General features: G+C 65.9%; 16 protein-coding genes. 8 read left to right on the top strand and 8 right to left on the bottom strand.

The annotated features are described in order from the left end of the window. Positions 1-229: 229 nt before the first annotated feature. Complete coding sequence (locus N5D20_RS00285; RefSeq protein WP_279914640.1) at positions 230-2,629, top strand: autotransporter outer membrane beta-barrel domain-containing protein; 2,400 nt, start codon at positions 230-232, stop codon at positions 2,627-2,629. A gap of 539 nt (positions 2,630-3,168) precedes the next feature. Then, positions 3,169-3,582: a hypothetical protein gene (locus tag N5D20_RS00280; RefSeq protein ID WP_279914639.1), complete on the top strand. Its 414-nt coding sequence runs from the start codon at positions 3,169-3,171 to the stop codon at positions 3,580-3,582. 110 nt (positions 3,583-3,692) lie between these two features. Here N5D20_RS00280 and N5D20_RS00275 read toward each other — a convergent pair whose 3' ends face one another. The 4 genes from N5D20_RS00275 to N5D20_RS00260 all read right to left on the bottom strand — a co-directional run bounded on the left by N5D20_RS00275 (position 3,693) and on the right by N5D20_RS00260 (position 7,643). After that, positions 3,693-4,163, bottom strand: coding sequence for a fimbrial protein (locus N5D20_RS00275; RefSeq protein ID WP_279914638.1), 471 nt, complete (start codon positions 4,161-4,163; stop codon positions 3,693-3,695). Continuing rightward, complete coding sequence (locus N5D20_RS00270) at positions 4,106-4,570, bottom strand: hypothetical protein (protein WP_279914636.1); 465 nt, start codon at positions 4,568-4,570, stop codon at positions 4,106-4,108. The genes N5D20_RS00275 and N5D20_RS00270 overlap by 58 nt, the downstream gene beginning before the upstream one ends. A 110-nt stretch (positions 4,571-4,680) precedes the next feature. Then, entirely contained in the window at positions 4,681-5,190 is a 510-nt protein-coding gene (locus N5D20_RS00265; protein ID WP_279914635.1) for a fimbrial protein, read from the bottom strand. A 38-nt stretch (positions 5,191-5,228) separates the two neighbouring features. Continuing rightward, the gene (locus N5D20_RS00260) at positions 5,229-7,643 is read right to left on the bottom strand and encodes a fimbria/pilus outer membrane usher protein (protein ID WP_279914677.1); all 2,415 of its coding nucleotides are present in this window, start codon (positions 7,641-7,643) and stop codon (positions 5,229-5,231) included. Positions 7,644-8,090: 447 nt separating this feature from the next. Here N5D20_RS00260 and N5D20_RS00255 point away from each other — a divergent pair, with 447 nt between their 5' ends. From N5D20_RS00255 to N5D20_RS00245, 3 genes are all read left to right on the top strand, one after another. Beyond that, a complete protein-coding gene (locus N5D20_RS00255; protein ID WP_279914634.1) occupies positions 8,091-8,603 on the top strand; it encodes a fimbrial protein in 513 nt (170 codons plus the stop codon). Positions 8,604-8,663: 60 nt separating this feature from the next. Next, positions 8,664-9,386, top strand: coding sequence for a fimbria/pilus periplasmic chaperone (locus tag N5D20_RS00250; RefSeq protein WP_279914633.1), 723 nt, complete (start codon positions 8,664-8,666; stop codon positions 9,384-9,386). Positions 9,387-10,100: 714 nt separating this feature from the next. Continuing rightward, positions 10,101-10,511: a hypothetical protein gene (locus tag N5D20_RS00245; protein ID WP_279914631.1), complete on the top strand. Its 411-nt coding sequence runs from the start codon at positions 10,101-10,103 to the stop codon at positions 10,509-10,511. A gap of 95 nt (positions 10,512-10,606) precedes the next feature. On the opposite strand, the gene N5D20_RS00240 is transcribed toward N5D20_RS00245, so the two are convergent. Genes N5D20_RS00240 through N5D20_RS00230 form a run of 3 tightly spaced genes read right to left on the bottom strand, consistent with a single transcriptional unit; the run spans position 10,607 to position 14,615 of the window. Continuing rightward, positions 10,607-11,116 carry a fimbrial protein gene (locus tag N5D20_RS00240; protein ID WP_248854301.1) on the bottom strand — a complete coding sequence of 170 codons (510 nt, stop codon included), beginning with the start codon at positions 11,114-11,116 and terminating at the stop codon, positions 10,607-10,609. A gap of 38 nt (positions 11,117-11,154) precedes the next feature. Next, positions 11,155-13,671 (bottom strand): fimbrial biogenesis outer membrane usher protein, encoded by a 2,517-nt coding sequence (locus tag N5D20_RS00235; RefSeq protein ID WP_279914630.1) that lies wholly within the window; start codon positions 13,669-13,671, stop codon positions 11,155-11,157. Next, entirely contained in the window at positions 13,668-14,615 is a 948-nt protein-coding gene (locus tag N5D20_RS00230) for a fimbrial protein (protein WP_279914629.1), read from the bottom strand. Before N5D20_RS00230 ends, N5D20_RS00235 begins: the two co-directional genes overlap by 4 nt. Positions 14,616-14,889: 274 nt before the next feature. On the opposite strand from N5D20_RS00230, the gene N5D20_RS00225 reads away from it, so the two are divergent. The 3 genes from N5D20_RS00225 (at position 14,890) to N5D20_RS00215 (ending at position 19,278) form a co-directional block, all read left to right on the top strand. Next, positions 14,890-15,402, top strand: a complete 513-nt coding sequence (locus N5D20_RS00225) for a fimbrial protein (RefSeq protein ID WP_279914628.1) — start codon at positions 14,890-14,892, stop codon at positions 15,400-15,402. A gap of 60 nt (positions 15,403-15,462) precedes the next feature. Next, on the top strand, positions 15,463-16,185 hold the full coding sequence (locus tag N5D20_RS00220; RefSeq protein WP_279914627.1) for a fimbria/pilus periplasmic chaperone: 723 nt from the start codon (positions 15,463-15,465) through the stop codon (positions 16,183-16,185). A gap of 99 nt (positions 16,186-16,284) precedes the next feature. Continuing rightward, complete coding sequence (locus N5D20_RS00215) at positions 16,285-19,278, top strand: ATP-binding protein (protein ID WP_279914626.1); 2,994 nt, start codon at positions 16,285-16,287, stop codon at positions 19,276-19,278. 9 nt (positions 19,279-19,287) lie between these two features. On the opposite strand, the gene thiL is transcribed toward N5D20_RS00215, so the two are convergent. Further along, positions 19,288-20,253, bottom strand: coding sequence for a thiamine-phosphate kinase (thiL, locus tag N5D20_RS00210; RefSeq protein ID WP_010481973.1), 966 nt, complete (start codon positions 20,251-20,253; stop codon positions 19,288-19,290). Positions 20,254-20,274 lie beyond the last annotated feature (21 nt).

Here is a 20,274-nt window from a genome sequence, read left to right as displayed (position 1 = left end):
AACGGCTCCCATAGCGGATTAGCCCGCCAAGCGCGCTTTGCAACTAATTGCATGGGAACACTCCTGCGGCGAGAGGACACTCGCGGCCATTCCAGACACGCGCATTCGCAAACAACCATCTGCCTCACGTTCTCTTCACGAGTTGCAGGCTTATACGTCACCCCGCTGAACAGGGGTTTCCGGTTGTCATGCAGTGTCCCGCTCGCTTCTCCCTGCAAAGGACAAGACCATGCACCTTCATCCTGCCCGTCCCCTGTCGCTGTGCCCGTTGGCCCGCAGCCTGCTGCTGGCGCTTTCCACGCTCTCCACTGGCGTCGCATTGGCGGGCGATCTCGATGGCCAGTCCGCCGAGGTCGTCGCGGGTGATCCGGTGGAGTCCTGGACACTGAAGAATGGCTCGACGCTGGTCGGTCGCGATGCGGCGATGAACTCGATCTACGCCGAAGACAGTTCTACCATCACGCTGCAAGGCGGTACGGTGACAACGGGCCCGTCCAGCAATACTTCCGTCACGCTGGTAGGTGATGCCACCCTGACCGCAGTTGGCACCCATTTCCGCGGCAGCGGCATCCACCTGACCGGCGGCAATACCGTGGCCCGTCTCACCGGCGGCTCCATCATCGTGACCGCAGCCGACATGACCGCCTTCGGCGGCCGACCCGTCGGCGTCGATCTTGCGAGCGGGTTCGTCAGCGCGGGGACTCGGAACCCACATGCAGTGCTCGATGCCATGCAGATTCTGGTGGAGGACCACCCGTCGGCAACCCAGCCCTACAACAGCGGCCTGGGCGTTCGCCTGCAGTTCGGCACGATGGACATCCTCAACGGATCGCATGTGACCGGTGCCAACGTGGGCGCGATGCTGTGGGGCGAGCTCAATCCGGCGGGTGCGGTGACGCTCAACGTTGATGACTCCACGTTGGTGTCCCAGCGCAGTGCGGCCATCCAGGTCATGCCGCTGGAAGACAACGACTACAACATCACGATTCGCAACAACGCAAAGCTGTCGGGCGCTGATGGCAACGTGCTGCTGGTCAAGAGTGAATTCGGCCCTCTCGCTGCGCGCACCGACGTCAACTTCACTGTTGATGATTCCCGGCTGGCCGGCAACGTGACCTTCGACCCGACCACGGTCACCAATGGCACGCTGGACGTAATCCTGCGCAACAAAGCCCAGATCGACGGCCGCTTCATCAACGTCACCAGCGCCACCATCGATACCGACAGCGCCTGGCTGATGACCGGCGACAGCAACGTCGGCCACCTCACCTTGGGCGCGGGCGGTACCGTGGCGCTGGGCAATGGCAGCAGCTTCAACACGCTCAGCCTGGACGAGTTCACTGGCAACGGCGGCACCCTGCTGTTCAACACCCAGCTGGGTGACGACACCTCGCTGACCGACAAGCTGGTGATTGCTGGTGATGCCAACGGCCAGGCCAACGTGCGCGTGCTCAATGCCGGCGGTGCTGGTGCCAAGACCGAACGCGGCATCGAGCTGATCGACATCGGCGGCGCCTCCAACGCGCAGTTCGATCTGGTCGGCCGCGCTGTGGGCGGTCAGTACGAGTACTTCCTGGTGAAGGATGCCAACGGCAACTGGTACCTGCGCTCGGAGCTGGCAACCACGCCGGACCCGTGCCTGGCTGACCCGTCGCTGCCGCAGTGCAAGCCGATCATTGATCCGATTGATCCCATCGACCCGATCACCCCCATCCCGATCCTGCGCCCGGAGACCGGCGCCTATCTGGCCAACCAGTTCGCGCTGGACCAGATGCTGCGCCACAGCTACCGCGATCGCCAGGGCGGCGCCGCGGCGGCGGAGGGCATCCGTGGCTGGGCCCGTGTTGACGCTACCCAGAGCAAGCTGGGCGCGGTGGATGACCAGCTCGACCTGCGCGTGGACCGCACGCGCCTGCAGCTGGGTGCGGACATCGGCGTGTTCGATGACGGTCGCGGCCGCGTCGGCGTGATGGGCACTGCGGCACGTAGCAGCGCCACTTCGCGTTCGGACGTGACCGGTTTCAGTGCACGCGGCAAGGTGGAAGGTGGTGCACTGGGCGTGTACGGCAGCTGGGCCAACGATGCGATGTACGTGGATGCCAGCGTGCAGCGCGGCCAGTTCCGCAACCGCGTGCAGGGCGAGGGCCTGACCGAAGAACGTTACGACTCGGATATCTGGCAGTCGTCCGTGGAAGCCGGTTACCGCTTCGGCATCGGCCAGATCGGCAACACCGCGCTGAGCCTGCAGCCGGAACTGCAGCTCGTCTACACCGATGCGAAGACCGACGTGCATACCGAAACCAACGGCACGGTGGTGCGTGCAGCAGGCAACAACGGCCTGTCCGGCCGTGCTGGCCTGCGCCTGCAGGGTGAATCGCGCTCGGCCGCGGGCGCATCGGTCAGCCCGTATCTGGCGGCCAACTGGTACCGCGATGGCGCCGGTAATGGCATCGCATTCGACGATGAAGTGCTGAAGGCTGGCATTCCGCGTAACCGCTATGAGCTGAGTGCCGGGGCGCGCGTGGAATTCCGTTCCGGCTTCAGTGCCTGGGGTGGGTTTGGGGTGATGCGTGGTGACAGTGGGTACCGCGAAGCAACTGCCAACCTGTCTGTGGCGTACAGCTGGTAATGAAACAAGAACGGCGCCGGAGCAATCCGGCGCTGTTCCACTGTGCACGATGCGCTTTCTGTAGAGCCGAGCCCACGCTTGGCTACTCTCCGGTCAGATCACGAAGAACGCCGCGCTTCGCGCGGTGAGCCGAGCATAGGCTCGGCTCTACAGGGAATCCGTGCGAACTCTGACGCAATCGCCTCACTCCGCATGACCACGCAACGCGTGCATGCAGATTGCAATAATTTTGAATTTGAAAATTATCTGATTGGTGCAGCGGCACTTCCGTGCACATCATGGATCGCCACCGACAACGGGTGGCATGGGCTTGCAATCCCGTTGGACTATCGCGTTGTTTACGCTTGCCTGTCGGCGTCGCTCTCTCCTTGTTGGGCGGCGTCGGCAGGCAATCCGTCCGCGCCTTATGGCGGGCGGTGCGTGGGGGCCTTGTGCCCGCCGGCTAACACGCGTTGGTCCCCGGTATTGCAACCACGCACCGTCCGCCGCCCTCACCCAGCGCGAGGGCGGCCCTTTGCCATCAGCACAAGGATGCCGCCATGACTTCTTCGCTCTATCCCTATCTGTTCGCCACACTGGGCGATGCCGTTGAACGCCTGCCGGATGACCTGGCCAAAGCGCTGGAAACCACGCTGGGCAGCACGATGGGCGCCCACGCCGACGAGGGCATTACCCTGCTCGGCTGCCTGCAGCGCATTCGCCACGTGGAGGCCGCCGACGGGCGAGCGTGGCCCTGGAAAACCCGCACCCAGGGTCATGGCATCGCGATGGCACGCCTCGACCGCGCCAACGCCGGGCTGACGCTGCTGCTGGAACTACTGCATGCCACCGAGCGTGTGCGCGTAGACGGCGATGAGGGTCAGCAGGTGGGCGATGACGTGCGTGAGGGACTGCTGCTGGCCTGCCGCGGGCTGGCCGAGCATGTGGATGTGCAGTTGCGGGAAGCCGTGTAGCGCCGAGCCATGCTCGGCTGCTCTTCGTCATGGCCTCTGGAATGCCGGCGAGCCATGCATGCAGCCGAGCATGCGGTTCGGTGCTGCAGCCGCAGATCAGCCGCCTTCCCTTACCAGTAGTCCACGTTCAATACCGCCTCGCCCCTGATCAAGCCAGGCTGCAACGCATCACCAGTGCGGAAGTAGCGCGCAGTGAATGCATGGTCGTGCACACCGCCAGTACCGGGATCGAAATCCCATTGCTGCCCAAACTGGACTTCACTGCCATTGCGCAACATCTGCACCCGCACGCCCTTCGCGTCTGATCCGGCGCTTGGGGTGAGCAGACTGCCCGTGTTGGACGCATCTGCTGCATCCGACAGCATCATTCTTGCTCGCGGCGCATCAACCCCGCAGTTCATGCGGAGTGCCACGACTTTCTCCTTCGCAGTACTTCCCGGCGTGGTCAGTTCGGCAACCTGCACATCCTGCAGCGTCTCAGCCGCATCATCCAGAGGGCAGGTCGTGGCAGGAAAGACCATCTTCAGATGAAGCGGAAACGTGCCACTGACGGATGGGTAAGCACCCGCATTGACATGCATGCTCCCTCCACCAATCTCAAACGATCGCAATCGACGGTCGTCCGACCGTGTGAAGAAGGCAACGCCGAATTGAATTGCACGTTCGCCGGCAGGGTTCCCGTGGATGTCCTGACGATTGGCATTGCCGCCCCCACCTCCAGCGGTGTGAGCGGCGGATACAGGGGTAGGGCCTGGATCCAGTAGAAAATGATCAGTGGCGAGTCGGGTGCCGCTTCGTAGGCAGGAAATGTCTCTCCTTGCCAGTAGATGGTTCCTGCGGGGCGCAATCCCGGGAATTCGACGCGCACGTCCATCGCAAGGTCTTCATCCGGCACAGTACAACCGCGGATGTGGTGGATGGCGACCTCTTTTGCAATCTCCTGGCCGGGCCATGATGGATAGGTTTGATGCACGCTGTCGTGGTTCATCGCCCGGTACTCAGACGATGTGCAGGCCCGGGCAGTCCCGGCGCCTGCAACCATCAGCGCGACTCCTCCTGCAAGCACGCCGAGGCCTCTTTTAGCTGATCTGTTCCGCATCACTCGTAATCCGCCGTCACCACGATTTCAGCCTGCACGGCACCTGCGCTCACCCCTGCCACAGCCGGCAGGTAGTAGCCGGCTCGCAGTGGGTAGCTAGCTGTCGCACCACTCACCACCACCTCTATGCCGGTGTCACCGTTCTTCAGATACGTGTTTCCTGTGGAACCGGCCAGCAATGCGACCGATACGCCATCGGCCGCATCAGTGGCGGCGGTGTTCTTCCAGCGATCGGCATCGCCATCGGCTGCAGTACCGGCGAAGGACAGCGTGGCCTTGCCCACGCCCACACAGCCAGTGAAGTCCAAGGTACCAGCTTTGAGCTTGTTGTCGCCCTGCACCAGTTCATCGGCCTTGATCGGGTCCAAGTCAATAGCAGGCGCCGCCAGGGTGCAGGTACCCGGCAGCACACGGCCGGTGATTGTCAGTGTGGCCTGGTCAGCGAATGCGGCCGAAGCACTCAGGCATAGCGCCGCGGTGGTTGCCAGCTGAAGGAAGGAACGGGACATGCGGAAGCTCCTGTGAGCGATGAAAGGGACAACGGGAATTACGGGGCCGTGTTCTCGACCGCTTCTGGCGTGGCCACCTGCAGACCCTCCGGCGGCAGCGGCTGCGGCACGCACACGGCTTGGCTCCACGACAGCCCGTAGGCATCTGTCGCATCGGGCATGCGGTAGTCGATGCGGCAGCGCCGCTTGCCATCGGGGTCGACGATCAACGCGCCGCTGTCCTGTGCACCCCGCAGCTGGATCACCCCGCCCTGCCCCACCGCACCAGCTGGTGTGCCGTCTTCGGTCTGCACCACCGCCGCAAACGGCAGCGGCTGGCCCACGGCATCGGTGGCGTCGATGAACAGCGTGCGCTCGCGGCGCACCTGGAACGGCACGCGCACGATGCCACCGGCGGTGGGCGCTACACGCTGCGAGGTCTGCAGCAGCTCCACCTCGATCGGCAGGCCGGAGGGATCCAGGTCGATGGTGTTCCAGCGATAGGGGCTGATGTGCGGCAGCAGCGCGTAGCCATTACGCGCCACACGCAGGTCAGTACTGCTGCCGATGCGTGCGCCCTGCGCACCCGGCGCCTGCACCAGCACGAAGCCGTCGCCCACGGGAGCGCCCAGGTTCAGGCCACCGCTGTGCAGCGCCACGCTGCCCGATGCGCCAAGCGACAGGCTGCGGTAGTCGCCGCTCCGGCTGTAGCCAGTATTGAGATTGCCACGGCTGCCCTGCCACGCGGCATAGGCACTGTGGCTGCTCTGTCCGTTGCCCTGTGCACCGGACAGGCTGTAGCTGAGCGCACGTGACTCACCCAGGCTGCCGCTGATGCCCAGCTGCGATTGCCGCCCACTGTCGGCCTGGCCGAGCTGGGTGCTGGCACGCGGTGCGTTGGCACTACGGCCCAGCGGCACGCTGAGGGTGAACGCATAGCGCGTGTCCTGGCGGCCATCGCCCACGCGGAAGCGCAGCGCGGACACGCCGTAGTTGACCCGTCCCAGCGTGCTCTGGAAGCCCAGCTGGAAATCGTTGCGGCGCCGTGCGCTGTCCCAGTAGGCCACGTGGCCGCCGCTGAGATACAGGTTGCTGCGCTGACCCACCTTCTGCGAGAAGTTCACCTGGTAGCGCTGGCGGGCGCGCTGGCCATAGCCCCAGTCGTCGTTCTGCGCACGTGCCACGTCGTTGAGGCTGAGGAAGCCGCGCGTGCTGTAGCGGTACGCGGCCAGGCCGAAGTTGGTACCGGTGCGCGCCACGTAGCGCTGGTAGTTCAGGCGGAAGCTGTTGCCGGTAACGGTCTCGCTGCCGCGCAGGCGGGCGCGCGAATGGGTCACATCGGCACCGAACGCACCGATGGCCGTGTTGACCGCGGCACCGGTGAGCAGCGCGCGATAGTCCTCACCCAGCTGCGCGCCACCCAGCACGGTAAGTCGGTTGTTCACGCCGCGCGCGTAGGTACCTTCGGTGAAGCGCAGCGCCTGCAGCGTGTTGCCGGTGTCGCGCAACTCGCCGGCGGTGACTGCGAAGCGCGACGACCCGGCACGCAACGCCTGCGGCACGGCGGAGAAATTAACACTGAAGCGCTGCACGCGGCCATCGGCTTCGGTGACGCTGACGTCCAGATCGCCGCCGAAGTTGGTGGGATACAGATCCTCGATGGTGAACGGGCCCGGCGCCACATTGCTTTCGTGAATGATGCTGCCGTTCTGGCGGATGGTGACCACCGCATTGCCTTCGGCAATGCCCTGCACCACCGGCGCATAGCCGCGCAGCGAATCGGGCAGCATGCGTTCGTCGCTGGCCACGCGCACGCCAGTAAACGGCACGCTTTCGAACAGCTCGCCACCGGTGTTGCCCTGGCCCAGCAGCAGCTGGCTGTTCCAGCGCGGAATGTCGCGCTGTAGATGGCTGCTGATGACCTCGTGGCGGGTGCCTTGGCTGCCATGGGTGAACGACGCGCGGTGGCGCAGGCGCCATGCGCCCAGGTTCACGCCTGCCCGCAACCCAAGGTAGCTGCTGTCGCTGTCTTGGCTGCGGTAGTGGTTGGCGCTGTAGTCGATGAAGGCGGCGGTAATGCCGTCGTCGCGCAGTTCCGGTGCCACGAAGCCACGCGCGGCGATGGCCTGTGCCGCCTGCGGAATGCTGAGGGACAACTGCAGTTCGCCGCTGTCAAAGGTGGTGCTAGCGCCCTCCACCAGCGCTGGCAGATCCACACAGGTGCTTTCCTCGGCGGGCAGTGCCTCCAGGAACGCAGGCTTCAATGGCAGCCCGCGCACCAGCGCCGGTGACAGGCACGCCACGGCAATCTGCGGATCGTCTTCGATGACGAAGCGGATGTCCTGGCTGCGCAAGAACTCGCCGTTCACGTGCAGGTCCACCGCGTAGTCGCCAGCCGGCAACGGATTGCCGTTGGCGTAACGCGCCATGTCGATGGCTTCGCCGCCGATCAGGAAGCCTTCGCTGAACTGCATGGGACCCGCGGGCGTTGCCGTTGCCAGGGCAGGCGCGCTGGCCAGCAGGGCGAAGGTGATTGCCTGGGCAAGACAGTGGGTGCGGAACGTGGCACGGCGGGGCGCTGCTGGATTCGCGGGGGGCAACTTCATCGAGGACGATAGCCGGTGCCGAAGCAGCGGCATGAGGAAGGGGAACCGCAGGCTAGAGGCTGCGGCACATGCTCCCCATCCAAAAAGTTGCAGATCGGCCCAGGCACCGCTGTATTGCAATTCGTTCGATGCCAAAGCGCCGGTTGTCATCTCGCATCAGCCGCAGGGATGCCGTCTTCCGGATCTGTAGTGAGCGAGCTTCATCACGCATTTGCAACTAATTCCATTCTGCAGCTGGAAGCACGCGTCGAAACTGGCCGCACTGCCTGCCATGGGCGGTCATTGCGTGTCTTCATTCCACTAACGAGAACCATCATGTCCCTGACGCTCCGCCTGCTGTCCCTGTCCATCGTCGCCGTTACGGCGCCCTCGGTATCCGCCGAATCGCTGGAAATCACCGGTGAACTGATGACCTCCACCTGTTCGGTGGGTTCTAGCGGCGGCACCATCACCGTACCGATGGGCAAGGTCGATCTGGCCTCGGTCAACGCCAGCACCCGTGCCGGCCAGAAGAACTTCACCATCGCCCTGGACTGCTCGGGTTCGGGTGCATCACAGGATGTAGGTGTGCGCTTCGGCGGCACGCCCGATGGCAGCACCGGCAACCTGGCACTGACCGCGGCGTCTTCTGCAGCCAATGTTGGCGTGGCCCTGTACGACGCTGCGGGCAACCAGCAGAAGATCGGTGAGGACCCGGCCGTGTGGGTGACCATCGCCGCCGGTGGCAGCGGCCAGCTGGACTACAGCGCGTGGTACGCCTCACCGGCGCAGAACGCGCAGGCAGGCACCGCTAACGCTTCGGGCGACTTCGTGGTGCTCTACAAGTAATCCGCTTCCGGCAGGCCGGCGCCACGCAGCGACGGCCTGCCCCTTTCAACGAGGTTGACCATGAAACTCCGCGCCAGGACGTGGATATGCGCGCTGCTGGCCGTGTCGGCGGCGCTGCCGGCATCGGCCGCGGTGACGCTGCAGGGCACGCGCATCGTGCACGATGCCAGCAAGGGCCGCGACGTGACAGTCAGGGCGAGCAACGTGGGCGAGTTGCCCGCGATGACCCAGGTCTGGATCGATGACGGCGACAGCCAGTCGCGCCCGGAGAACGTACGCACGCCGTTCCGGCTGACACCGGCCGAGCCACGGCTGCTGCAGCCGAAGCAGGGCCAGGCATATCGCGTCACCTACGCACCGCGCCCGTCGGAAGCACCGCTGCCGACCGACCGCGAATCGGTGTTCTATTTCAACCTGCTGGATATTCCACCCAAGCCCAGCGATGCCAGTGGCAAGAACCTGCTGCAGTTCGCGGTGCGTACGCGGGTGAAGCTGTTTCATCGACCCGCCGGGCTGCCGGGCAATGCACGCGACGCAGCAGCCACGCTGCAGTGGACTGCCGATGGTGATGCGCTGCAGGTACGCAACCCGAGCGCGTACCACGTGTCGTTGAGTTCATTGACGCTGGCCGATGGCCGCCGCGTGGACGTGGATATGATCGCGCCGGGGGCACAGGTACGCTATGCGCTGCCGAAAGGTGCAGCCATGCCGGCAACGGTGGCGTTCAAATGGCTGGATGATTACGGCACGCCGCGCGATGCCGAAGCGCGCGTTAAGCGGTAGGCGCATACCAGGCTACGGCAGCGCACCGCCCACGGCTTGCATTGAGGGTGGCGTGCGCGTGTGGAATTCCGTTCCGGTTTCAGTGCCTGGGGCGGGTTCGGGGTGATGCGCGGTGACAGCGGGTATCGCGAAGCCACTGGCAACCTGAGCGTGGCTTACAGCTGGTAAGAAGGAACTGAAACGGCGCCGGAGCAATCCGGCGCCGTTCCACTGTGCACGATGCGCCTTCTGTAGAGCCGAGCCATGCTCGGCTGCTTTTCGGCCAGATCGCGAAAAGCACCGCGCTTCGCGCGGCAAGCCGAGCATGGCTCGGCTCTACAAGGATGCTGCGCGAATGCTGACGCATTCGCCTCACTCTGCATGACGATCTTCCGCGCGCATGCAGATTGCAACAAACTTGAATTTGAAACTTTTCTCATTGGTACAGCGGCACCTACGTGCGCAAGATGTAGATGCCACCGACAACGGGTGGCACGGGCTTCCAATCCCGTTTGATTAGTGTCGTTTACGCTTGCCTGCCGGCGTCACCGCCTTCCCTCGTGCCTGGGTGGCGTCGGCAGGCATTCTGTCCGCGAGTCTTCGGCGGGCGGTGCGTGGGGGCCTCGTGCCCGCCGGCATTTGGCGACACTAATCACCGGTATTGGAACCACGCACCGTCCGCCACCCTCGCTGTTAAGCGGGGTGGCCCCTTGCTTCGCACACAAGGACGCCGCCATGACCACGTCACACTATCCCCACCTGTTCGCCACTCTGGGCGAGGCCGCCACGCGCCTGCCTGACGATCTGGCGCGCACGCTGGAAAGCACCTTCGCCGCACTGCAGGAAGACGAAGCGCCCGGCACCATTACGCTGCTGCACTGCCTGCAGCACATCCGCCAGGGCGACGCCGCCGATGGGCAACCGTGGCCGGGCAAAGGCCGCACGCCGGGGCAGCGGCTGGCACTGGCGCGCATCGACCGCGCCAATGCCGGGCTGACGTTTCTACTTGAGCTGCTGCACGCTACAGAACGCGTGCGCGTGGATGGCGAGATCAGCCAGCAGGTGGACGATGACACGCGCGAGGGGTTGCTGCTGGCGTGCCGGGGGTTGGCCGAGTATGTGGATGTACAGCTGCACGCAGCTTAGCGGCTTCTGTAGAGCCGAGCCCATGCCCGGCTTGCCCGGAACCTGATCGAAGAGCAGCCGAGCGTGGGCTCGGCGCTACAGGGCCGTACCGGCTTTCAATCGTAGGCGGCGGTGACCACGATCTCGGTGGAGATATTGCCGGCGTTGATACCACTGGTGTTGGGAATGAAGTAACCCGCGCGCAGCGGATAGGACGCCGTCGCGCCAGAGACAGCCACCGGAATGTCGGTGTCGCCCTTCTTCAGGTAGGTGTTGCCGGTCGCGCCAGCCAGCAGCGCGACCGTCACACCCGTTGCTGGCGTGGTGGCGGCGGTGTTCTTCCAGCGCTCCGGGTCGCCGTCAGCGGCCGTGCCATCGAAGGACAGGCGCGCGCCGCTGACGCCCACACAGCCGGTGAAGTTCAACGCACCTGCCTTCACGCTGTTGGCGGCACCTGGCGTCATCTCATCGGCCTTCACCGGATCCAGTGCAATGGTGGGCGCTGCCAGCGTGCAGGTGCCCGGCAGCACGCGACCGCTGATGGTGAGGGTGGTCTGGGCACCTGCGGCCGACGCGATCAGGCACAGCATCGGCACCGCGATCACCTGAAGAAGAGAACGGGACATGGTTGAACTCCTGTGAACGTTGAAAGGAAAGACGAAACTCATGGGGCGGTGCCCTCTTCCTGCTCCGGCGTGCCCGCCTGCAGGCTCTCCGGCGGCAACGGCTGCGGTACGCACACGGCCTGGTTCCACGACAGCCCGTAGGCATCCGGCGCGTCGGGCATGCGGTAGTCGATGCGGCAGCGTCGCTTGCCATCGGGGTCGACGATCAAACTGCCACTGTCCTGCGCACCGCGCAGCTGGATCACCCCGCCCTGCCCCACCGCGCCGACCGGCGCGCCGTCTTCGCTCTGCACCACCGCCGCAAACGGCAGCGGCTGACCCAGCGCATCGGTGGCGTCGATGAACAGCGTGCGCTCGCGGCGCACCTGGAACGGCACGCGCACGATGCCACCGGCGGTGGGCGCCACACGTTGCGAGGTCTGCAGCAGCTCCACCTCGATCGGCAGGCCGGAGGGATCCAGGTCAATGGTGTTCCAGCGATAGGGGCTGATGTGCGGCAGCAGCGCGTAGCCATTGCGCGCTACGCGCAGGTCAGTGCTGCTGCCGATGCGCGCGCCCTGCGCACCCGGCGCCTGCACCAGTACGAAGCCGTCGCCCACGGGAGCGCCCAGGTTCAGGCCACCGCTGTGCAGCGCCACGCTGCCCGATGCGCCAAGCGACAGGCTGCGGTAGTCGCCACTGCGGCTGTAGCCGGCATTGAGATTGCCACGGCTGCCTTGCCACGCGGCATAAGCACTATGGCTGTTCTGTCCATTGCCTTGTGCGCTGGACAGGCTGTAGCTCAGCGCACGTGACTCACCCAGGCTGCCGCTGATGCCCAGCTGCGACTGCCTGCCACTATCGGCCTGGCTGAGCTGGGTGCTGGCACGCGGTGCGTTGGCGCTACGGCCCAGCGGCACGCTGAGGGTGAACGCATAGCGCGTGTCCTGGCGGCCATCGCCCACGCGGAAGCGCAGCGCGGACACACCGTAGTTGACCCGCCCCAGCGTGCTCTGGAAGCCCACCTGGAAATCGTTGCGGCGTCGGGCGCTGTCCCAGTAAGACACATGGCCGCCGCTGAGATACAGGTTGCTGCGCTGGCCGACCTTCTGCGAGAAGTTCACCTGGTAGCGCTGGCGGGCGCGCTGGCCGTAACCCCAGTCGTCGCTCTGCGCGCGTGCCACATCGTTGAGGCTGAGGAAGCCGCGCGTACTGTAGCGATACGCGGCCAGGCCGAAGTTGGTACCGGTGCGCGCCACGTAACGTTGGTAATTCACGCGGAAGCTGTTGCCGGTGGCGGTGTCGTTGCCGCGCAGGCGGGCGCGCGAATGGGTGACATCGGCACCGAATGCACCGATGGCCGTGTTGACCGCAGCACCGGCGAGCAGGGCGCGATAGTCCTCACCCAGCTGCGCGCCACCCAGCACGGTAAGCCGGTTGTTCAGGCCGCGCGCGTAGGTGCCCTCGGTGAAGCGCAGCGCCTGCAGCGTGTTGCCGGTGTCGCGCAGCTCGCCGGCGGTGACTGCGAAGCGCGACGACCCAGCGCGCAGCGCCTGCGGTACAGCGGAGAAGTTGACGCTGAAGCGTTGCACGCGGCCATCGGCTTCGGTAACGCTGACGTCCAGATCGCCGCCGAAGTTGGTGGGATACAGATCCTCGATGGTGAACGGGCCCGGCGCCACATTGCTTTCGTGAATGATGCTGCCGTTCTGGCGGATGGTGACCACCGCATTGCCTTCGGCAATGCCCTGCACCACCGGCGCATAGCCGCGCAGCGAATCGGGCAGCATGCGTTCGTCGCTGGCCACGCGCACGCCGGTGAACGGCACGCTTTCGAACAGCTCGCCACCGGTGTTGCCCTGGCCCAGCAGCAGCTGGCTGTTCCAGCGCGGAATGTCGCGCTGTAGATGGCTGCTGATGACCTCGTGGCGGGTGCCTTGGCTGCCATGGGTGAACGACGCGCGGTGGCGCAGGCGCCATGCGCCCAGGTTCAGGCCCGCCTGAAGGCCGAGGTAGCTGCTGTCGCTGCCCTGGCTGCGGTAGTGGTTGGCGCTGTAGTCGATGAAGGCGGCGGTGATGCCGTCGTCGCGCAGTTCCGGTGCCACGAAGCCACGCGCGGCGATGGCCTGGGCCGCTTGCGGAATACTCAGGGACAACTGCAGTTCGCCGCTGTCAAAGGTGGTGCTAGCGCCCTCCACCAGCGCTGGCAGATCCACACAGGTGCTTTCCTCGGCGGGCAGTGCCTCAAGAAACGCAGGCTTCAATGGCAACCCGCGTACCAGCATCGGAGAAAGGCATGGCACCGCGATCTGCGGGTCGTCCTGGATGACGAAGCGGATGTCCTGGCTGCGCAGGTACTCGCCATTCACATGCACATCCACCGCGTAGTCGCCGGCCGGCAACGGATTGCCGTTGGCGTAGCGCGCCATGTCGATGGCTTCGCCGCTGATCAGGAAGCCTTCGCTGAACTCGACGGGGGCTGCCGTGGCGTCCAGTGCAAATCCAGTCGACAGCACCGCACCGATGGCGGCGCAGAGGGACCGGGTGGCGGCAGGGGTACGATTGACGGCGATCATCGGTAGTCGGCGGTCAGCACCGCCTCGCCCTTGACGTCGCCGGGCACCAGCGGATCGGCTGTACGCAGATAGCGTGCACTGAACGGGATGGCCTGCTGGCCCTTGCTGGACCAGCCATGCGACCACGCCTGGCCGAACTGCACTGGCTGGCCACCGCGTAGCAGCTGCACCTGCACGCCGCCGGCGGTGGTGCCGGGGGCAGGTGCGAGCTGGCCGTTGCTGCTGCCAGGGTCATTGGCGTCGGCCAGCGACAGCTGCACGTCGATGTTGTCCATCGGGCAGTTCATCGTGACGTCGAAGCTGGATTCCTTCGCGTTGCTGCCGCTGGCGGCTAGCTCGTTGGCGAGCACGTCGTCGAGGGTGTGGGACGCATTGGCGAGGCTGCAGGTGACGGGGGGGACGGTGATCTCCAGCCGCACGTGGTGCTGCATCGATTGGCTGGGGTCGCTCTCGACCGACGAGGTGATGGTGCCCAGATCGGTCATGGGAATGCTCTCCATGGCGCCGCCGCGGAAGAAAATCACCATGTAGACGTCTACGTCCATAGCTTCCGTCTTGGTCAAAGGCTCCCCGGGGTGTCGGTTGCGAACGCCGAGTTCGATGGGCGGACCGCCAAAGGTCGTCCCAGCCCTCCTCACACTGAAGCTGAAGCCGATCAGTGGCGATCTTGGTCCTGTGCTGTAGACCTTGTAGAGGTAGCTGTCCAGCTGGACATCCCGCACATAGGTGAGACCGGCGAGAGGCGCATCGATGTTGAATGCAGTTTGTCCCGCTGTGCATTCGAAGCCGCCAGAGATCCGTCCAACATTGACTACTCTGTAACGCGTATCCGGCCGGTCTACATTCGGCATGGTGAACGACGCCGTCAGATCCTGATCACCCGGATTCAACCTCACACAGCTCGCATTGGCCTGCTGTGACTGCAGCGCCATCGCAGCAGCCATCAATAGCACCAGCAACCCGGGCGCACGCGATCTGCGCCACGTAGCGACGGGAAGTAGGGCGGGAGCGCACACGGCAATTCTTCCGGCAACCAATCGAGGCCGCGCAGTCTAGGCAGCGCGGCTACCGCTTTCTATCGGATTAATTGCAGTTCGCGAACGTCAACGCACATTTGCAACTTGTTGCATTCCGTGGCCTGGCGCGCGCGTCGAAACTGGCCGCGCTGGCTGCCGTGGGCGGCCACTGCGTGCCTTCATTCCACAACTGAGAACTGTCATGTCCCTGACGCTCCGCCTGCTGTCCCTTTCCGTCTTCGCCATCGCCGCGCCGTCGGTGTCTGCCGAATCGCTGGAAATCACCGGCGAACTGATGACCTCCACCTGCTCGGTGGGCTCCACCGGTGGCACCATCACCGTGCCGATGGGCAAGGTGGACCTGGCCTCGGTCAACGCCAGCACCCGCGCCGGCCAGAAGAACTTCACCATCGCCCTGGACTGCTCCGGTTCGGGTACATCGCAGGATGTGGGTGTGCGCTTTGGCGGCACGCCCGATGGCAGCACCGGCAACCTGGCACTGACCGCGGCGTCTTCTGCAGCCAATGTTGGCGTGGCCCTGTACGACGCTGCGGGCAACCAGCAGAAGATCGGTGAGGACCCGGCCGTGTGGGTGACCATCGCCGCCGGTGGCAGCGGCCAGCTGGACTACAGCGCGTGGTACGCCTCACCGGCGCAGAACGCGCAGGCAGGCACCGCTAACGCTTCGGGCGACTTCGTGGTGCTCTACAAGTAATCCGCTTCCGGCAGGCCAGCGCCACGCTGCGCTGGCCTGCACCCTTGAATGAGGTTGACCATGAAACTCCGCGCCAGGACGTGGATATGCGCGCTGCTGGCCGTGTCGGTAGCGCTGCCGGCATCGGCCGCGGTGACACTGCAGGGCACGCGCATCGTTCACGACGCCAGCAAGGGTCGCGACGTAACGGTCAGGGCGAGCAACGTGGGTGAACTGCCGGCGATGACCCAGGTGTGGATCGATGACGGCGACAGCCAGTCGCGCCCGGAGAGCGTACGCACGCCGTTCCGGCTGACACCCGCCGAGCCGCGACTGCTACAACCGAAGCAGGGCCAGGCATATCGCGTCACCTACGCACCGCGCCCGTCGGAGTCACCGCTGCCAACCGATCGCGAATCGGTGTTCTATTTCAATCTGCTGGACATTCCGCCCAAGCCCAGCGATGCCAGTAGCAAGAACCTGCTGCAGTTCGCGGTGCGTACGCGGGTGAAGCTGTTCCATCGCCCGGCCGGGCTGCCGGGCAGTGCACGCGATGCAGCGGCCACGCTGCAGTGGTCTGCCGATGGTGATGGCCTGCGGGTTCGCAATCCGAGCGCGTACCACGTCTCGTTGAGTTCATTGACGCTGGCCGATGGCCGCAGCGTGGACGTGGATATGATCGCGCCGGGGGCACAGGTGCGCTATGCGCTGCCGGAAGGTGCAGCGATGCCCGCAACGGTGGCGTTCAAATGGCTGGATGATTACGGCACGCCCCGTGAGGCCGAGGCGCGCGTTGATCGGTAAACGTAGATCGGGCTTCCGCAGTGCTCCGGCAATGACTTGCACTGAGGGTGGCATACGCGTCACGCTGCACGCCACAGCCTCACAACCCAGGTTCGCACCATGGCGTCACCCCCGGGCTCCGTGCTTGCCACCCTGCAAGGCCTGCAGCGCCGGCTGCTGTTCGGCGGCGGTGCCATCTTGACCCTGCTTCTCCTGGCCGCCGGCTGCGCGGCGCTGTGGCTGCGGCTGGAAACGGTGCACCTCAACGAGCGCGAGGCGCTGCAGCGCGGCCAGCAGACGGTGGATCGCTACATTGGCGAGCGCAGGCGGGCCTACGTGGCCAGCTTGAACACCAACGCCATGCTGTGGGCTACCCAGCAAACCGCACTGGTGGCCGGTGGCCTGCCTGTTGCTGCCCGCTTTTCAGCACAGGATGGCCAGGCCGGCGTGGTGGCACCCGGCGCCCTGTCCGTCCCCTGGCTGGCGCTGTCCCCGCGCGAGGGCCGTCTTCCGCCACAGGCGGAGGCGGCGTACCTGGGCATGGTGCAGACCTATTCGGCGTACATGGCCGCCACCGTAGCGGCGCAGGATTCGCCCACTTCCTTGATCTCCTTCGCCTTCGAACCGGAAGGGCGCCTGTTTGCGATCGCCGGGCTGCATGATGAAGCGCAGCTGCTGCAGCACATGAAGGTGCCTACCCGTGAACAGGCACTGGCCGCGCTGGCACAGACCGCCGATGCCGGCTGGCAGTCAGCGGGTGCGGACTCCGAGCTTCAACTGGACAGTGGCCGGCTGCGCGCCTACTTCGGCCGCAATCCGTTCACCGGCGAGGATGCACTGGTCACCCAGATGCGCCTGCGCAGCAATGGCACCCCCTTCATCAACCGGCTGACGTTTGAACCGCTTCAAGGCCTGCGCGAGCGGTTGGAGGAGGCCAGCCCGGGAATGTGGGTGGTGCTGGACCGGCAGGGAAACGATGTTCTGCGCAGTGCTGCGGACGCTGCGATTTCCGGGCCTGCGCTGCGCGCCGCGCCATCGCCCCGGCCTACGCTATTGGCACTGCCTGCCGGCCGTGCCTTCGTGATGTCCGCACCCTTGCAGGGCATCGACTGGACGCTGCTGCGGCTCTACCGCTGGACCGACATCTGGACGGCGCAGCAGACCTATCTGCTCGGCGGTGGGCTGGCCCTGACCGCCCTGCTGGCCGCACTGTGGACGCTGTTGCTGCTGGTGGACCGGCGCGTGCTGCGGCCGGCGCTGGAAGAAGCCGCGAGGGTGCATGAAAGCGAAGCGCTGAGCCGCACCTTGATCGAAACGTCGCCGGTCGGCCTGTGCCTGCTCGACCAGCAGAGCGGGCAGGTGATCCTGCACAACCAGGCACTGGAGCAGCTGATCGGCGACACCGCCGGCAACCTGATGGACGTGCTGGTCGGCCGCCTGGTGCAACGCGTTGACGGCCAGGTACACGGGCAGCTGTTCGAGGCGCCGTCCGCGGATGAGCACGGTCCATCGCGCTACCTGCAATCCATCGTGGCCGCCGCGCGCTACCAGCGGCGGGCGATCTGGGTCTGCGCGGTGACCGATGTGACCGCGCAGACCGAAACCCAGCAGCGCCTGCTGGATGCACGGCGTCATGCCGAACAGGCCCAGCACGATGCCGAGGCTGCGGACCAGGCCAAGACCGCCTTCGTGGCGATGATCAGCCATGAAATCCGCACCCCTTTGAGCGGCGTGCTCGGCCATCTTGAACTGCTTGCCCGCCAGACCATGCCGGCGGCGGCGCATACGCATGTCACGCGCGCGCGCAGCGCGGCCGATGTGCTGCAGGGGCTGGTAAACGACACCCTCGACCTTTCCCGTATCGAAGCCGGGCTGATGACGCTGGAGCCGGCGCCTTTCGACCCGCGTGCGCTGCTGCAGCAGACCGCGACACTGTTCGAGCCACAGGCCACCGCGAAAGGCCTGCGCCTGGAGCTGCACACCGGCGATGCGCTGGGGCCAGCCTACGTGGCCGACGCAGGCCGCGTGGCGCAGGTGATCAACAACCTGGTGGGCAATGCGGTGAAGTTCACGGCATCGGGAACGGTGGCGGTCAGCGTTGATGCCTCGCTGCGGCCCGATGGCAGCGAGTGGCTACACGTGGAGGTGCGCGATACCGGCCCGGGCATCGATGCGGAGGCGCAGGCCGTGTTGTTCAAGCCGTTCGTGCAGGTCGGTGCCGGTTCGGCACGGCAGCACGGCGGCAGCGGCCTGGGGCTGGCCTTGTGCCAACGCTTCGCCGAACTGCTCGGCGGCACGCTCGGCGTGCGTAGCACCCCGGGTGCCGGCAGCGTTTTCCACCTGGACATTCCGGCACGCCGGACCACCGCCGTGGCAGGCACGCCGCCACGGCCGGCGCCTGTCGAGCACGTGCATCCGTCGGGCGGTCACGCGTTGTTGGTGGATGACAGCGTGATCAGCCGTGACGTGACGCTGGGGCAACTGCATGCGCTGGGTTGGCAGGTCACCCTCGCGGCCGACGGTGAGGAGGCGTGGCAGCGCTGGCGCGAGGGCCGGTTCGACATCGTGCTGACCGATCTGAACATGCCACGCCTGGACGGATTCGGGCTGGCCCGGAAACTGCGTGCGGATGACTCCTCCATCCCCATCGTCGCGCTCACCGCCAATGCGATGCCCGAGGACGCGCAGCGCGTGCGCGAGGCCGGCATGTCCAAGCTGCTGCTGAAGCCGCTCGACCTGGCGTCGCTGCAGGCCGCGCTGCATGGATTCGACCTCGATCGCTCGGCACAGGCACCCTTACCTCCGGTGGTGAGCGAGGCGGTTCAGCGGCAGATGCGCGAGGCGTTCCTGCAGACCGCGCATCGCGACTACGCGGCGTTGACCCAGGCGCTGGACAGTGCCGATGCACCGGCCATGATCGATCAGCTGCACAGCTTCGCCGGCGCGCTGGTATTTCTGGGAGAAGCCCCGGCAGCGCGCAGCTGCCAACAGGCCGAACAGGCCCTGCGCAGCACCGGCGCGACAGATGCGGCGTCGAAGGCGATCGTCATTGAGGCTATCGCGTTGATCGCGGCGAGCATCGAACGTCAGGTTGCCGCGCAGCAGCAGGCATGACCTGCGTGCTCAGCCGGCGAAGTGCTCGTACCCGCTGGGGCCGTCGTGGCCTTCGGTATGCACGCCCTGCCCTTCCATGATGCGGCCGATGCGGGTGATCGGCAGATCCAGCGATTCGGCAACGAAGTGCAACGCGTCGCGCTGGTCGGCGGCGGCGGTGAAGCACAGTTCGTAATCGTCGCCGCCGTGCAGCGCGCACTCACGGGCAGCATCGCGGCCCAGCAGTTCGCGCAGCGCCGCTGACATCGGCAACGCATCGGCATCGACTTCGGCACGCACACCGCTGCGTGCCGCGATGTGGCCAAGGTCGGCCAGCAACCCATCGGAGATATCCACGGCCGCATGCGCGAACGCACGCAGGCGCAGGCCGAGGGTGACGCGCGGGGTCGGCCGCAGCAAGCGCAGGCGCAGGCTTTCGTAATCGGCCAGCAGCGTGGCGGTGGCCACGTTCAGCGCACCCTGCTGCCATAGCCGCAGCGCACCGGCGGCGTCGCCGAGGGTGCCGCTGACCCAGATGTCATCGCCAATCTGTGCGCGATCACGACGCAGCGCCTGGCCGCGCGACACCTGCCCCATCGCAGTGACCGACAGCGACAGCGGGCCACGCGTGGTGTCGCCACCAATCAGGGCGATGTCGTGCTGGTCGGCCAGTGCGAAGAAACCGTCGGCGAAGGCCTCGATCCAGTCTTCGCTGGCTTCCGGCAACGACAGCGCCAGCGTGCACCACGCCGGGCGCGCGCCCATCGCGGCGAGGTCGGACAGATTCACTGCCAACGTCTTCCAGCCGATGTCGAACGCCGGCGTTTCGGCCGGGAAGTGCACGCCGCTGTTGAGTGTATCGGCGGTGACCACCAGCTGTTCGTTCGGGCGTGGCTGCAGCAGTGCGGCGTCGTCGCCAATACCGAGCACGATGTCGTCGCGCTCGGCGGTGCGGGCGCGGATGCGGTCGATGAGGGCGAATTCAGCCAGGGACATGGGGCGTTCCCGTGGGGGTGG

The organism is Stenotrophomonas sp. GD03877, from assembly GCF_029840555.1.
GTDB lineage: Bacteria > Pseudomonadota > Gammaproteobacteria > Xanthomonadales > Xanthomonadaceae > Stenotrophomonas > Stenotrophomonas geniculata.
Note: the sequence above shows the minus strand (reverse complement) of the source record. Positions and strands in the feature narration are given on the sequence as shown.